11 protein-coding genes and 1 pseudogene are annotated in these 14,020 nt (G+C 47.9%); 9 read left to right on the top strand and 3 right to left on the bottom strand.

Translation table 11 applies throughout. The features are described from left to right. The first annotated feature begins 92 nt into the window (after positions 1-92). From NSB03_RS18190 to NSB03_RS18165, 6 genes are all read left to right on the top strand, one after another. The gene (locus tag NSB03_RS18190; RefSeq protein WP_024988488.1) at positions 93-806 is read left to right on the top strand and encodes a LexA family transcriptional regulator; all 714 of its coding nucleotides are present in this window, start codon (positions 93-95) and stop codon (positions 804-806) included. A gap of 254 nt (positions 807-1,060) precedes the next feature. Continuing rightward, entirely contained in the window at positions 1,061-3,160 is a 2,100-nt protein-coding gene (metG, locus tag NSB03_RS18185) for a methionine--tRNA ligase (protein WP_371826237.1), read from the top strand. A gap of 96 nt (positions 3,161-3,256) precedes the next feature. Beyond that, positions 3,257-4,705: an O-glycosylation flippase gene (gene wzx, locus NSB03_RS18180; RefSeq protein ID WP_024988490.1), complete on the top strand. Its 1,449-nt coding sequence runs from the start codon at positions 3,257-3,259 to the stop codon at positions 4,703-4,705. A gap of 27 nt (positions 4,706-4,732) precedes the next feature. Further along, positions 4,733-5,914: a glycosyltransferase gene (locus NSB03_RS18175; protein ID WP_024988491.1), complete on the top strand. Its 1,182-nt coding sequence runs from the start codon at positions 4,733-4,735 to the stop codon at positions 5,912-5,914. A 36-nt stretch (positions 5,915-5,950) separates the two neighbouring features. After that, the gene (locus NSB03_RS18170; protein WP_024988492.1) at positions 5,951-6,934 is read left to right on the top strand and encodes a glycosyltransferase family 8 protein; all 984 of its coding nucleotides are present in this window, start codon (positions 5,951-5,953) and stop codon (positions 6,932-6,934) included. 6 nt (positions 6,935-6,940) lie between these two features. Beyond that, positions 6,941-8,155: a glycosyltransferase family 4 protein gene (locus NSB03_RS18165; RefSeq protein WP_024988493.1), complete on the top strand. Its 1,215-nt coding sequence runs from the start codon at positions 6,941-6,943 to the stop codon at positions 8,153-8,155. 16 nt (positions 8,156-8,171) lie between these two features. On the opposite strand, the gene wecB is transcribed toward NSB03_RS18165, so the two are convergent. Both wecB and wecC read right to left on the bottom strand, forming a co-directional pair. Continuing rightward, positions 8,172-9,296: a non-hydrolyzing UDP-N-acetylglucosamine 2-epimerase gene (wecB, locus tag NSB03_RS18160; RefSeq protein ID WP_024988494.1), complete on the bottom strand. Its 1,125-nt coding sequence runs from the start codon at positions 9,294-9,296 to the stop codon at positions 8,172-8,174. A gap of 18 nt (positions 9,297-9,314) precedes the next feature. Further along, positions 9,315-10,517 carry a UDP-N-acetyl-D-mannosamine dehydrogenase gene (gene wecC, locus NSB03_RS18155; protein ID WP_024988495.1) on the bottom strand — a complete coding sequence of 401 codons (1,203 nt, stop codon included), beginning with the start codon at positions 10,515-10,517 and terminating at the stop codon, positions 9,315-9,317. Positions 10,518-10,654: 137 nt separating this feature from the next. Here wecC and NSB03_RS18150 point away from each other — a divergent pair, with 137 nt between their 5' ends. From NSB03_RS18150 to NSB03_RS18140, 3 genes are read left to right on the top strand one after another with little or no spacing between them, the layout of a single operon-like run. Further along, the gene (locus tag NSB03_RS18150) at positions 10,655-11,524 is read left to right on the top strand and encodes a glycosyltransferase family 2 protein (RefSeq protein ID WP_128824479.1); all 870 of its coding nucleotides are present in this window, start codon (positions 10,655-10,657) and stop codon (positions 11,522-11,524) included. 50 nt (positions 11,525-11,574) lie between these two features. Further along, a complete protein-coding gene (locus NSB03_RS18145) occupies positions 11,575-12,840 on the top strand; it encodes a glycosyltransferase family 4 protein (RefSeq protein ID WP_024988497.1) in 1,266 nt (421 codons plus the stop codon). Beyond that, positions 12,833-13,582: a glycosyltransferase family 2 protein gene (locus NSB03_RS18140; RefSeq protein WP_257466564.1), complete on the top strand. Its 750-nt coding sequence runs from the start codon at positions 12,833-12,835 to the stop codon at positions 13,580-13,582. Before NSB03_RS18145 ends, NSB03_RS18140 begins: the two co-directional genes overlap by 8 nt. Before the next feature lie 185 nt (positions 13,583-13,767). Here the strand turns inward: NSB03_RS18140 and NSB03_RS18135 are convergent. Further along, positions 13,768-14,020: pseudogene (locus NSB03_RS18135) on the bottom strand (SGNH/GDSL hydrolase family protein); the annotation flags it as partial.

Below are 14,020 nucleotides of genomic sequence, written 5' to 3'. Positions count from 1 at the left end.
AAACACATAGTAAACAACATTTTTCAGACAGTCATTTCAGGTCTGACGTTTTATTGATTTTGAATTAATATTTTAAATAAAAAAGAAACAGGATGGATACAAATTTAGATGTCACAGGCATCATCAAGCGTGCCAAACAGGTGTTAGGCCTGAAAAGAGACAGCGAACTGGCTGAATACTTGGGAGTTTCGAGAGCGACAGTCACCAACTGGAGCGCACGGAACAGCATTGACTTCAAGCTGTTGCTTGACAAGTTCGGCGACAAGGTGGACTACAACTGGCTGCTGTTGGGAAAAGGAAATCCCGTGCACCAGCCGAGATTTTGTGAAAGCGAACTGGCAAGGGGAGAAGTGGAGATTATACACAATCCGAAAGCAGTGGAACCGGTAGACGACCGGAGCGTGACGTTATACGACATCACGGCGGCGGCAAACCTGAAAACATTGTTCACCAACAAGCAGCAATACGCGCTGGGGAAGATATTGATTCCGAATATATCCGTCTGCGACGGGGCGGTGTATGTAAACGGGGACAGCATGTATCCCATTCTGAAATCGGGGGACATCATCGGATACAAGGAAATCAGCAGTTTCGAAAACGTCATTTACGGGGAGATATACCTAGTATCGTTCATGATTGACGGAGACGAGTATCTGGCGGTGAAATACGTCAACCGCTCGGAGAAGGAAGGATGTATCAAGCTGGTGAGTTACAATACGCATCACGAACCGATGGATATCCCGTTCGCGTCCATCAATGCGATGGCAATCGTGAAGTTCTCCATCAGGAGGCACATGATGATGTAAGTTTCAAGGTTTCACCACAGAGGACACGGAGGACACGGAGGAGATAAAGGGGATGGAGGAGACAGAGGAACACTGATTTTTCATATTCATCCTCAAAGCCCCCCCGCAGGATGTGTTGCATAAGCGCAGTTGCCACATACCGCACAGGCAATCACAACTACAAAGCAGCCGCAACTACAAGACAGCCACAACCAAGAGAATAAAAATCTGTGTGAATCTGTATAATCCGTGGTGAAAAATCAATATCTTTGCACATTGCAAAACTGAAAGCAACAAAATTTGCAAAGCTGAAAACAATAAAATCACACTATACAATGGAAAAGAAATTCAAAAGAACCACCGTCACATCGGCACTGCCGTATGCGAACGGGCCTGTCCACATCGGTCACCTGGCCGGTGTATATGTACCGGCAGATATCTACGTGCGTTATCTGCGCCTGAAGAAAGAAGATGTATTATTCATCGGAGGTTCGGACGAACACGGGGTGCCTATCACGATTCGCGCCAAGAAAGAGGGAATTACTCCGCAGGATGTAGTAGACCGCTACCATACGCTGATAAAGGAATCATTCGAAGAATTCGGTATCTCATTCGACGTGTATAGCCGCACCACTTCGCCGACGCATCACCAACTGGCTTCGGATTTCTTCAAGACATTATATGACAAGGGAGAATTTATCGAAAAGACTTCCGAGCAATATTACGACGAGGAAGCAAAAACATTCCTTGCCGACCGTTATATCACCGGAGAATGTCCCCACTGCCATTCCGAAGGCGCTTACGGCGACCAATGCGAAAAGTGCGGAACCTCACTTTCTCCTACGGATCTTATCAACCCGAAAAGCGCCATCAGCGGCAGCAAACCGGTGATGAAAGAAACCAAACACTGGTATCTTCCTCTCGACAAGCACGAAGGATGGCTGCGCAAATGGATTCTGGAAGATCACAAAGAATGGCGTCCCAACGTATACGGCCAGTGCAAAAGCTGGCTCGACATGGGACTGCAACCACGTGCCGTGAGCCGTGACCTCGACTGGGGTATCCCCGTCCCCGTAGAAGGAGCAGAAGGAAAGGTGCTTTACGTATGGTTTGACGCTCCTATCGGATACATCTCCAACACCAAAGAACTGCTCCCCGACAGCTGGGAAACATGGTGGAAAGATCCTGAAACCCGCCTGATTCATTTCATCGGGAAAGACAACATCGTGTTCCACTGCATCGTATTCCCCGCCATGCTGAAAGCAGAAGGCAGCTATATCCTGCCGGAGAACGTGCCGAGCAACGAATTCCTCAACCTCGAAGGAGACAAAATCTCCACTTCCCGCAACTGGGCTGTATGGTTGCACGAATACCTGGCGGACTTCCCCGGCAAACAGGACGTACTCCGCTACGTACTGACCGCCAACGCACCGGAAACGAAAGACAACGACTTCACCTGGAAAGACTTCCAGGCACGCAATAACAACGAACTGGTAGCCGTATACGGTAACTTCGTGAACCGTGCAATGGTATTGACTCAGAAATACTTCGACGGGCGCGTACCTGCACAAGGCGAATTGACCGACTACGACAAGGAAACGCTGAAAGAATTTGCAGACGTAAAAGCAGAAGTGGAAAAACTGCTCGACGTATTCAAATTCCGCGATGCACAGAAAGAAGCCATGAACCTGGCACGCATCGGCAATAAATATCTCGCCGACACCGAACCGTGGAAACTGGCAAAGACAGATATGGAACGTGTAGGCACCATCCTCAACATCTCCCTGCAACTGGTTGCCAATCTTGCCATCGCCTTCGACCCGTTCCTGCCGTTCAGCTCGGAGAGACTCCGCAAGATGCTGAACATGGATACTTTCGAATGGTCCGAACTGGGACGTGACAACCTTCTGCCTGTAGGCCACCAGCTGAACAAGCCGGAACTGCTGTTCGAGAAAATCGAAGACGCTACCATCGAAGCGCAGGTGCAAAAGCTGCTCGATACGAAGAAAGCGAACGAAGAGGCCAACTACAAGGCTAATCCTATCCGTCCGAACATCGAATTCGAGGATTTCACGAAACTGGATATCCGTGTAGGTACCATCCTCGAATGTCAGAAAGTGCCGAAAGCGGATAAATTGCTGCAATTCAAGATTGACGACGGACTGGAAACACGTACCATCGTGTCGGGCATTGCCAAGCATTACCAACCGGAAGAGCTGGTAGGCAAACAGGTCTGCTTCATCGCCAACCTTGCTCCGCGCAAACTGAAAGGCATCGTCAGCGAAGGCATGATTCTAAGTGCCGAAAACAACGACGGTAGTCTGGCAGTCATCATGCCGGGACGTGAGGTGAAGCCGGGTAGCGAAGTAAAATAAACAGGAACTCATTTTTTACACAACCGTCACTTGAAGATATAGAAATTCCACAAGTGACGGTTGCCTTCTATTTCAACGATAAAAGAAAAGAATGAAATGAGCGAAGAGCAATCGCTGAAACAGAAAACAGCCAAAGGATTATTCTGGGGTGGACTCAGCAGCAGCATACAGCAGTTGCTCGGCCTCATCATAGGAATCATCGTGACCAGAATGCTGTCGCGTGCCGACTACGGTATGATTGGCATGCTGGCCATCTTCTCATCCATAGCCTCCATCTTGCAGGAAAGCGGCTTCATCGCCGCGCTTGCCATCCGGACGAAAGTATCCGACAAAGACTACAATGCAGTCTTTTGGTTCAGCATACTATGTAGCACGGCACTTTATGGGCTGCTCTATCTCTCCGCTCCGCTTATTGCCCGTTATTATAGCACACCGGAGCTCATTCCTTTGTCCCGTCTGGCATTTCTGGGTTTCTTCATATCCAGTTTCGGAATAGCGCCGCGTGCCATCCTTTTCAGAAATCTGAGAGTGAAAGAGAACGCCATCATCTCACTGACGGCCCTTGTAGCTTCCGGCATCGCATCCATCATCCTTGCCGCCAACGGATTTGCCTACTGGGGACTTGCCATACAATCTATCGTTTACGTAGCGGTAGTCGTCCTGCTCAACTGGTATTACGCCAAATGGAAGCCCAGCTTCCACATCGACTTCTCTCCTATCAAGGAGATGTTCGGGTTCAGCAGCAAGATGCTGATTACGAATATTTTCATAGCCGTCAACAACAACCTGTTCTCCGTGTTGTTGGGAAAATATTACAGCAAGCAGTCAGTAGGAGACTTCAGTCAGGCCAACAAATGGAACAATATGGGGCACTCACTCATCACGGGAATGATAAACGGGGTGGCCCAACCGGTACTGGCGAACGTAGCCAACGACCCACAACGGCAGTTGGCCGTATTCCGCAAAATGCTACGGTTCACTGCTTTCATCTCTTTCCCTGCCATGTTCGGCCTAAGCATCGTTTCCAAAGAATTCATCGTAATCACCATTACAGACAAATGGATTGAATCGGCCCAAATGATGCAATTATTATGCATATGGGGGGCATTCGTACCTGTCAACAATCTGTTGTCGAACCTCATTGTCAGCCGGGGACGCTCTTCCATATTCATGTTCAACACCATCACGCTGAGCCTGCTACAGATAATAACCGCCTGCATCAGCTATCCCTACGGCATCAACATCATGATTTACCTGTTTGCCGCCATTAATATCCTGTGGATGTTTGTCTGGCGTTTCTTTGTCAGCAAGGAAATACCATTGACGCTATTCGCCATGCTGAAAGACATCGCCCCCTATTTTTTATTATCCGCCACACTGACAACTACCGCTTATTATATGACGCTTGGCATCAGCAACCTGTATCTTTCGCTCATCATAAAAGTTGTATTCGTTGCCTCCATATATGCGCTCATCCTGTGGAAAATGCAATCTGTCATCTTCCTCGAGTCGATTCAGTTCATCCGCAAAAAGCACAAGTCCTGACAGGCAACAACATAAAATACCAGAATCATGAATATCCTAATCCTACAATCCAAAGCATTTCCACATCGGGCAAACAGTTTCTACTACTTCTACACCCAACTGACGGAATGGCTGACAGCACACGGAGCTGAAAGCCGACTGTTCTTTTGCTACTTAAGAGTGGACGACAGCGGGTTTGAAAACGGACTTCATCTGCCCGACGATTATGAAGGCTTCTACACCCCCCGCAACATAGAAGCTGCCTGTACCTACATTGCAGAAAAAAGAATTGATGTCATACTCGACTATTCGCACATCATCACAGGAGATACACGCAGGTTCTTCCTCGAAATAAGGCGAAGGAATCCACAGGTTAAGTTGTTCACCATGATTCACAACTGTCCCAAGCATACCACTCAGTTGAAAGCCTACACACTGCCCCAGCTCAAGCTGAAAGATGCGCACGGGCTAAAAGGATTATTCCAATGGATGTTTCCCCGGCTTTATCTCTTCCTGTTGAAGAGAGTGGAAAGCTATCAGAATATCTCCGCCTACAATACGATGGACGAAATCGTTCTGCTCTCTCCCTCCTACATTCCGGAGTTCCGACAGTTGATAAGAAAGAAAGACGCCTCAAGGCTGTCCGCCATTCCCAATGCCATCAAACCCGTTGAAAGCAATATCCCGATAGAGCAGAAGAAGAAAGAGATTATTTTCGTGGGAAGGTTCGACTCCGAGAAAGGATTGCCCAAACTGCTCAAAATATGGGAAATGGTTCAGGACGAACTGCCCGAATGGAACCTTATCATGGTAGGCGACGGTGGAAAATATAAAGAGTGTGCACAGATGATAGCCGACAAGAAACTCAAACGCGTCCAACTGACCGGCTACCGGATGTCTATCCCTTATATAGACCGGGCAAGCATCCTCTGCCTCACTTCTGTCATCGAAGGGTTGCCCACAGTATTTATAGAAGCCATGAGCTTAGGAGTAGTGCCCATCGGATTCGATTCTTTCAGGGCCATTTATGACATGATCGATAATGAAAAGACCGGCATCATCATCCGCAACAATGACTATAAAGCTTACGCAAAAGCCCTGATTCGCCTGGCTACGGACGATGCCTATCGGCAACAAATAGCTGCCGCCGCCAAACAGGCAGGTCGCTATGACATAGAACACATAGGCCCGTTTTGGTTGGAAGCATTCAGAAAACACGCAATCATCTAAATATAAAATAGGACAGTATATCTTAAAAAATATATTATGAGAAAAATTCACATTGCCTTAGCAGCAGACAGCAACTATTTGGTTCCTATCACAGTCGTCCTGCAGTCCATCTTCGATAATAACCGGGGAGAAAATATCACTATCTATTTACTTTATCTGGAAGGCACACTTAGAGAAGAAGATCTACTTTTTCTAGCCAACCTCACCCGGCAAAGACAAGGTACTTTCACCGGGTTAAAAATAAAACAGAAACAAATTGACGGATTCCCGGAAACACGTCACGGAAAAGCCACCCTTTTAAGACTGTGCCTCCCCAACTTGTTGCCCGACCTGGATAAAATACTCTATCTAGACGGAGATATCATTGTTAACGGGGATCTATCCCCATTATTTGATTTAAACATTTCCGACTATTACGTAGCTGCTGCTAAAGATTCGGCAAGTGTTTACAATATAAACTATCAGACGTCTATGGGAATCGCAAGTTCCCACTTCTATTACAATGCCGGTATTCTGTTATTCAATCTAGCGGCACTGAGACAGATAGACCTGGTAACACAGATGAACGATTTCACCCGAAAAAACTATGACCAGATATCAGCACCGGATCAAGACTTTCTCAATTATATCTGCCAGAAAAAAACATTATATATACCTCCCAAGTACAATATGAACTATGCACTCGAGAAAGATATTAGCGCAAAAATATGGTCACGGGAAGAAATGAAAGAAGCCAAGAAGCATCCGGTTATTGTACATTATATCGGTCCGGTAAAACCTTGGTCTGTCCTTTCCACCCATCCGCAAAGAAAACTATGGTGGAAATATGTAAAGAGAACATATTTTGCGGATTATCATCCTGAAGATGCTACGTTACGCAATTATATCCACAAATGTTATCTATCCGTTACCCGGTCGGTCGAAAGGCTATTCACACTTGAGAGTAAAAGGAAAATAGGGAAACTAATACCTTCGGGTCTCAAGAAAGGTTTAAAGAAGTCACTACAGAAAAACATATAAGAAACAATGAAAGTACTTTTTACATTTGGCGGCATCCCCCACTACCTGAACGCCATGCTCAACAAGATTCAGGCGAAAGGAGCAGACATAACCGTAGTCAGCCCCCGGAAAGGAAACACGACGGTCGGCAAAGGGGTAAAGATGGTAGAAGGCGGAGCTTTCCGGCATCTGACGACACCGGAAAAGAAAGCATTCTACGGAAAAAGTTCCTTTCCGGCACTCCCGCGCATCATTGCAGAAGAGAAGCCGGACATCGTAGTAATGGGATGGCCTTACTTCCTGCAAATATTCTTTCAACCTGCATTGAGAAAAGCGATAAAGGCTTGCAACGCACGGCTGGTAATTCGTGAAATCCCTTTTCAGACACCTCCATACGGCAAAATCAAGGAGTATTTCAAGGAACACCCGATGTATGACGAAAACATGCGCCTTCTCAGTAGCGGAGCCGGGTTTTATCTCCGCCAATGGATGACGGCCGGGATACGCAAATACTGCTACTCCAAAGCCGTCGGAACTCTGAACTACTCAACAGCCGCTTACGACATCCTTCCGTCTTACGGAGTAAAGAAGGAACAGATACACGTCACCTACAACTCTACAGACACAGAGGCTCTGCTCAAAGAAAAGGAGTCCGTACTGGCATCACCCTCTATCCTCCCCCCTTCCGAACGCCGCTTGCTACACATCGGCCGATTAGTGAAATGGAAACGGGTGGATTTATTGATAAATGCTTTCAGGAAGGTAACCGCTACATATCCGGATGCAGAACTGGTCATCGTTGGCGACGGGCCTGAGCTGGAAAATCTCAAACAACAGGCAGCCGGACTACAGCTTGCCGATAGAATCCGGTTCATCGGAGCAGTCTACGACCCGAAGATACTCGGAGCATACATGAATGAGTCAAGCATCTATGTACTGGCCGGCATGGGCGGGCTTTCAATCAACGATGCCATGACGTATGGAATGCCTGTCATCTGCTCCGTATGCGACAGCACCGAACGCGATTTGGTGACGGAAGGGACGAACGGTTCTTTCTTCAAGGACGGAGATGCGGACAGTCTGGCCGGGACAATTGAAAAGATGTTTGAGTCTCCCGAACAATGCAGACGGATGGGCGAAGAGTCAGAGCGCATCATTCGGGAAAAGATTAATATCGAGATAGTCAGCGAACGATATATGGCGGCTTTTCGGGAATTCATGAAAGTGTCCAAAAGCCTGTAACACACAGCAGCAGCGGCTATAACGCCGCTATTATTCTCTCGCATGCCCGGCCGTCTCCGTAAGGATTGTGCGTCTCGGACATACGCCTGTAAAGTTCCTTATCTTTCAGCAATGCCGTCACATTGTTTACGATATCGTCGGCATTGGTGCCGACCAGTTTCACCGTACCCGCCTGCACTGCTTCAGGCCGTTCTGTCGTATCGCGCATCACCAGCACCGGCTTTCCCAGCGAAGGCGCTTCTTCCTGCACTCCGCCGCTATCCGTCAGCAACAAAGCGGAATGTTGCATGGCATAGATGAATGGCAAATAATCCAACGGAGAAGTCAGATATACATTATCCACCCCCGAAAGCAACTCATACACGGGCTTCTGTACATTAGGATTGAGATGGACAGGATACACAATATCCATCTCGGGATGGAGCATAGCCAATTCTTTTATCGCCTTACAGATATGCAGGAAACCGTCGCCAAAGTTCTCACGCCGATGCCCGGTGACAAGAATATATTCACGCCCGCCCACTGTATAGCCCTTCTCCTGAAACTCCACCGCCATCTTCTCTTCCATGCCGGGAGTCGAAGAAATTATATCCACCGCCATCAGCAGCGCATCTATCACAGTATTGCCCGTAACGAAAATCTTCTTCTCGTCTATATTCTCTCGCAGCAGATTTTTCTTCGACTGTTCGGTCGGCGCAAAGTAGTAGGTGCAGATTCGGTCCGTAACCTGACGGTTCATCTCTTCAGGCCAGGGAGACAACATATTATAGGTACGCAGACCGGCCTCCACATGCCCCACGGGAATCTGCATATAGAATGCGGCAAGCGACGCGGCCATCGAAGTGGTGGTGTCGCCGTGAACCAATACGGTATCGGGCCGATAATCCTTCAACACCTCCCTCAACCCCATCAGCACCTTAGCCGTGATGTCATACAAGTCTTGATTGGGCGCCATGATATTCAAGTCATATTCGGGAGTGATGCCGAATACCTCCAGCACCTGATCCAACATCTGCCGGTGCTGTGCCGTAACGCAAACACGCGTTTCAAAATGTTCCGTATCTTTCTGAAGTGCCTTTACAAGCGGCGCCATCTTAATGGCTTCGGGGCGGGTGCCGAAAACAAGCAATATCTTTTTCATCTACCTTATTTATCTCGTTCAACGTCTCACCCCGCAGAAATCCAGTTCCGTCTTTCCCTCTTCCCTCGGCAATGCCACAAACACATCGTGGCGTACAAGCCAGACGACAATATCCGCCTTCTCATAGGCTTCCCGATAATCCGTCAGATGAAAACTCTTATGACTGCTGATGTTCGGTTCCACAATCAGCACATCCGCTCTCGACTCGGAGATGATGCGGGAAGCGATGTACTTGGCGGGAGATTCGCGCAAATCATCAATATTCGGTTTGAAGGCCAGCCCCATACACGCGACAATGGGTTCGCGCTCATTCTTCTCCACAAACTTCTGGCAGGTTTCCAACACTTTATTGGCACACCAGTCGGCCTTATAGTCATTGGTTTCACGGGCACGTTTTATCAGTTGTGCCTGTTCCGGATAGTCGGACACGATGAACCAGGGGTCCACTGCAATGCAATGTCCGCCCACGCCACAACCCGGTTGGAGGATATTCACACGCGGGTGCTTGTTTGCCAGTTCAATCAATTCCCAGACATTGATTCCCGCTTTATCGCAAATCATGGACAATTCATTGGCAAAGGCAATCTGCGAATCACGCGAGGAATTCTCCGTCAGCTTACACATCTCTGCCGTACGGGCATTGGTGCGGTGCAACTTGCCTTGCACAAAAGCCGAATAGAACTCGACGGCCTTCTCCGTAGATTCAGGGTCTATACCGCCAATCACACGGTCATTGTGCACCAGTTCGTAGAGCGTATTGCCCGGCAGCACACGCTCGGGACAATATGCAATATGTATCTTTCCTTTCAGTTCGGGACGTTCTTTATAGATTACTTCCGCCATGCGCTCGGTAGTATAAACAGGAGAAGTAGATTCGATGACAAACAAGTTGCCTTCCTGCAAATAAGGAAGAACAGACCGTGTGGCAGCTTCCACATACGTTATATCCGCCCGATGGTTCTGCTTGAAAGGTGTAGGGACCACGATAAAGAATGCATCCGCCGGCTCCGGCTTCGACACCGCGCGCAGGTTTCCTTTCTGCACCGCATCTTTTACAATCTTATCCAAATCCGGCTCAACGATGTGTATCTTGCCTTGATTGATAGTTTCCACTACCGAAGGATTGACGTCCACCCCTATCACTTCATAACCATGACCGGCAGCGACCGCCGCGGTAGGAAGCCCGATATACCCTAATCCTAAGAATACCACTTTTTTCATTTTGATGCTCCTTTTAATAAGTGGTGCAAAAATACATATAATCCGTAACTTTGAATGATGTTTCACTGAAAATCATTACTTTTGCTCTATAAAACAAAAGACATTCACCGCCATCGGCGGACATAAAAGATAAGGACATGAATGGTATCAAGCTGTTTATTAACAAAATAAAGTTATCCCTGCAAAAACATACGGGAGTGACCCAGAACAAGAAATCATATGAAAGCTGGCTCAGCAAAGGATATACCAATACGCCAACCGTCACCGTCATTATCCAATCGCACAACAAGAGCCTGCAAGTGAGCCACATTGTTGCCAAATTGCGCGCATATCCATCCATCGAGCTCATTGTCATTGATGACGGTTCCGACTTTACGCACACCCGCACACTAGCCCGGCTAATGACAGGAGCCAACGAATTCCTGATCCATTCCAACGACCTGTATGAAAACATCATGTACGACCGCACCCTACGTATGGCCAACGGCAAATATGTCGCCCTCTTACAGGATGATGATGATTTTGACAACCTGGAGTGGATACAGGCCGCCGTCCGTCTTTTCGAGCAATATCCTGCACTGGCTATCCTAGGAGGAAAAGATGCGTTGGAGTTTGTATTCCAGTCTCCCAAAGCAAACGGAAAGATCATACAGGCGACCCGCCCGTTTGACTTCGTTCCGGCAGTAAACAGAGCGCCGATGTGGATAAACAGGGAACTGTATATGCAAAAGCTGCATCATATTGATTTTGCCTTTGCCCCTTTCCAGTATGATGATTATGAGTTATGTGCACGAGCATGGCTCAACGGGTTACAGGTAGGATGGTACGATGCCGGATTCAAATCACTGAGCGCAGGTGGCATGAGGTTGTGGAACCAATATTTTGCCCAGCAACAATACGAGAAAAATAGCCGTCAGTTATATTCCCTTTATAATAAGCGCCAAGCCGAAATCGAGCGTTTGGTCCAACAATCCCATCGGCTATTTTTGCAGAAAAGTAAAGATTGAATAAGGCTTATACAGCTAAAAAACGTAACTTTGCAAAAAGTCAAATAACCATGAGAGTCCTGATTATAAATACATCCGAACGAATCGGCGGTGCAGCTATCGCAGCAAGCCGGCTGATGGAATCACTGAAAAACAACGGTATCAAAGCCAAAATGCTGGTGCGCGACAAGCAGACTGACCAAATCAGTGTGGTGCGCCTGAAGAGTAATTGGCTGCAAGTATGGAAATTCATGTGGGAACGCATCGTTATCTGGAGCGCCAACCGTTTCCGGCGTTACCATTTGTTCGACGTGGACATTGCCAATACAGGCACAGATATTACATCGCTCCCGGAATTCCGGCAGGCTGACGTGATTCATCTGCATTGGGTCAACCAAGGAATGCTCTCATTGAATGATATACGAAAGATACTGGCATCCGGCAAACCTGTAGTCTGGACGATGCACGATATGTGGCCGTGTACAGGTATCTGCCATTACGCACGGGAATGTACGAACTATCAGCAGGAATGCCACAACTGCCCTTACATCTACAAAGGTGGCGGACGGAAAGACCTGTCTTACCGCACTTTCCGCAAGAAACAAAAACTATATAGCCAAGCTCCCATCCATTTCGTCACTTGCAGCCGCTGGCTGAAAGAACAGGCGAAGACCAGCGCCTTATTTGAAGGGAAAAGCGTCACGAATATTCCGAACGCCATCAATACCAACCTGTTCAAGCCACAAGACAAACAGAAGGCACGAGCTAAGTTCATGCTGCCGGAAGACAAGAAACTTATCCTGTTCGGCTCACTGAAAATCACCGACAGACGAAAAGGGGCTGACTATTTGATTGCCGCCTGCAAACTGCTGGCGGAGAAGCATCCCGAATGGAAAGATTCGCTGGGAGTCGTCGCATTCGGCAAGCAGTCGCAACAACTCCAGGAACTGCTTCCCTTCCGCGTCTATCCGCTGCCCTATATCAAGAACGAACACGAAGTGGTAAATATCTACAATGCCGTAGACCTTTTCGCCATCCCGTCGCTCGAAGAGAATCTTCCCAACATGATCATGGAGGCAATGGCTTGCGGAGTGCCCTGCGTAGGATTCAACGTAGGCGGTATCCCCGAAATGATAGACCATCTGCACAACGGCTACGTGGCACAATATAAATCTTCGGAAGATTTTGCCAACGGCATACATTGGATATTGACAGAGCCGGAATATAAGGAACTCTCCGCACAAGCCTGCCGCAAGGTATTGGGCAATTACTCGGAAAGCACCATCGCAAAGAAATATACAGATGTCTACAACAAAATAACGGGAAAATATGCATAGTCTCCACCCTACTCCCAAGTTCTCGATTATCACAGTGACATACAACGCTGAGAAGGTATTGGAAGACACCATCCAAAGTGTCATCTCGCAGACGTATCATCACGTGGAATATATCATCGTGGACGGAGCTTCCAAGGATGGGACTTTATCTATCATCGACCGCTACCGCCCGCGGATACACACCGTAGTGAGCGAACCGGACAAAGGACTGTATGATGCCATGAACAAAGGAATCGCCCTTGCCGGCGGCGATTATCTCTGCTTCCTGAATGCGGGCGACTGTTTTCACGAGGATGACACCCTGCAGCAGATGGTACACAGCATCCACGGCAACGAACTGCCCGATGTCCTCTACGGAGAAACAGCCATCGTAGACAAAGACAGGCACTTCCTGCGTATGCGCAGGCTCTCCGCCCCCGAAACACTGACATGGAAAAGCTTCAAAGAAGGAATGTTGGTCTGCCATCAGGCTTTCTTCGCCCGCCACACCCTGGTAGAGCCGTATGACCTGAAATACCGCTTTTCCGCCGATTTCGACTGGTGTATCCGTATCATGAAAAAAGCACGCACACTCCATAATACACATTTAACGATTATCGACTATCTGGACGAAGGAATGACCACCCGAAACCGGAAGGCATCCCTCAAAGAAAGATTTCGTATCATGGCGAGACACTACGGGCTGATTGGCACCATAGCGCGCCATGCATGGTTTGTCCTGCGGTTAGTGACCCGACACTGACGGCTATTCAAAAGAACAAACCGGTGAACCTAAAAACCTTCCGGCATATAGAGCATCACCTGCTCCAATATCACTCCTTCGTCCAATGCCTTAATCTTCTACCGAATCCGTTTCACATTTACCGAAAGAAAAAGTCAATGCAGCAATGCTGTCATAAGCAAGGTCACTCTGTCCCCAATCCGCTTTTAAAAGGCTACCGGCAATGTTAGTAATTGATACATTAATGTGCGTGCCATGCGTTCCTGTCCTTTCGTGTTAGGGTGCAGACGGTCGAAACCCGAATCATAAAAATAGATAAGTTGTTCCTCTATCATCGAATTCAGCCCCGTCACAGCGTGAAAGTCTATCACAGGCACTCCCCAAATATTACCGGCTTCTTTGACTGCCTGCACATAAGCATCCACATATTCACCGCAACTATTCTGATAGTTTTCGTCG

This window comes from Bacteroides acidifaciens, from assembly GCF_024623065.1.
Lineage (GTDB): Bacteria > Bacteroidota > Bacteroidia > Bacteroidales > Bacteroidaceae > Bacteroides > Bacteroides acidifaciens.
The sequence above is the reverse complement of the archived record's forward strand: the minus strand, read 5'-3'. Positions and strand labels throughout refer to the sequence as shown.

Coding starts and splice junctions, on each gene's coding strand:
- NSB03_RS18190 (WP_024988488.1), top strand. CDS start 93: ATGGATACAAATTTAGATGTCACAGGCATCATCAAGCGTGCCAAACAG.
- wzx (WP_024988490.1), top strand. CDS start 3,257: ATGAGCGAAGAGCAATCGCTGAAACAGAAAACAGCCAAAGGATTATTC.
- NSB03_RS18175 (WP_024988491.1), top strand. CDS start 4,733: ATGAATATCCTAATCCTACAATCCAAAGCATTTCCACATCGGGCAAAC.
- NSB03_RS18170 (WP_024988492.1), top strand. CDS start 5,951: ATGAGAAAAATTCACATTGCCTTAGCAGCAGACAGCAACTATTTGGTT.
- NSB03_RS18165 (WP_024988493.1), top strand. CDS start 6,941: ATGAAAGTACTTTTTACATTTGGCGGCATCCCCCACTACCTGAACGCC.
- wecB (WP_024988494.1), bottom strand. CDS start 9,296: ATGAAAAAGATATTGCTTGTTTTCGGCACCCGCCCCGAAGCCATTAAG.
- wecC (WP_024988495.1), bottom strand. CDS start 10,517: ATGAAAAAAGTGGTATTCTTAGGATTAGGGTATATCGGGCTTCCTACC.
- NSB03_RS18150 (WP_128824479.1), top strand. CDS start 10,655: ATGAATGGTATCAAGCTGTTTATTAACAAAATAAAGTTATCCCTGCAA.
- NSB03_RS18145 (WP_024988497.1), top strand. CDS start 11,575: ATGAGAGTCCTGATTATAAATACATCCGAACGAATCGGCGGTGCAGCT.
- NSB03_RS18140 (WP_257466564.1), top strand. CDS start 12,833: ATGCATAGTCTCCACCCTACTCCCAAGTTCTCGATTATCACAGTGACA.